The organism is Pseudomonas sp. MF6767, from assembly GCF_016405475.1.
Lineage (GTDB): Bacteria > Pseudomonadota > Gammaproteobacteria > Pseudomonadales > Pseudomonadaceae > Aquipseudomonas > Aquipseudomonas paracarnis.
Window position 1 is genome coordinate 1 of sequence record NZ_JAEKCY010000060.1, and the last position, 633, is coordinate 633.

Sequence of the window (633 nt, forward strand, 5' to 3'; positions counted from 1 at the left end):
GGCATTCGATGCAGACAAAATGCAGAAGATGATGGAGATGTACGAGCGCCACACGGATCGTACGGCGGCGGCAGCCTTCAACGCCGCTATGGTTCGGGCTCAAGCGGAAATTGGCCCGGTTTTTCGTGACAAGTTCAACGCCCAAACGAATAGCGCTTATGCCGCGCTTGAGTCGATTGATCGCAAGATTTCACCGGTCTACACCTTGCACGGTTTCTCGCTGTCGTTCGGCACCGGTGATAGTCCTCTGGTGAGCCATATCCGCACAGTCTGCGACTGTATGCATGAGGCTGGGCATACAAAGACGTATCACGTAGACCTTCCTATCGACTCTGCGGGCATTAAAGGCAGCGTGAACAAGACTGGCGTTCATGCGGCAGGCTCTACCTTCAGTTACGCCCGTCGCTACCTGACAATGATGATTTTTAACGTTGTCCTGACTAACGAGGACGACGACGGTAATGGTGCAGACCCTGAACCTACTCCTGAACCGGTCATCACTGCCGGCCAGGCCGCCCAGCTCGACGCACTGTTGCAGAAGTGCAGCCCAGTACTTCAGGAGAACTTCAAAGCCAAGTACGGCTGTGCCGCCAACGTCTTCAAATCCGAATTCGATGCCGTCTCTGCTCGAAT

At 54.7% G+C, this 633-nt stretch carries 1 protein-coding gene; it reads left to right on the top strand.

Features of this window, described 5'->3' with window-relative positions:
• Nucleotides 1–19: 19 nt before the first annotated feature.
• On the top strand, nt 20–633 hold a 614-nt coding region (locus JFT58_RS30560; RefSeq protein WP_233095473.1), incomplete at its 3' end, for an ERF family protein.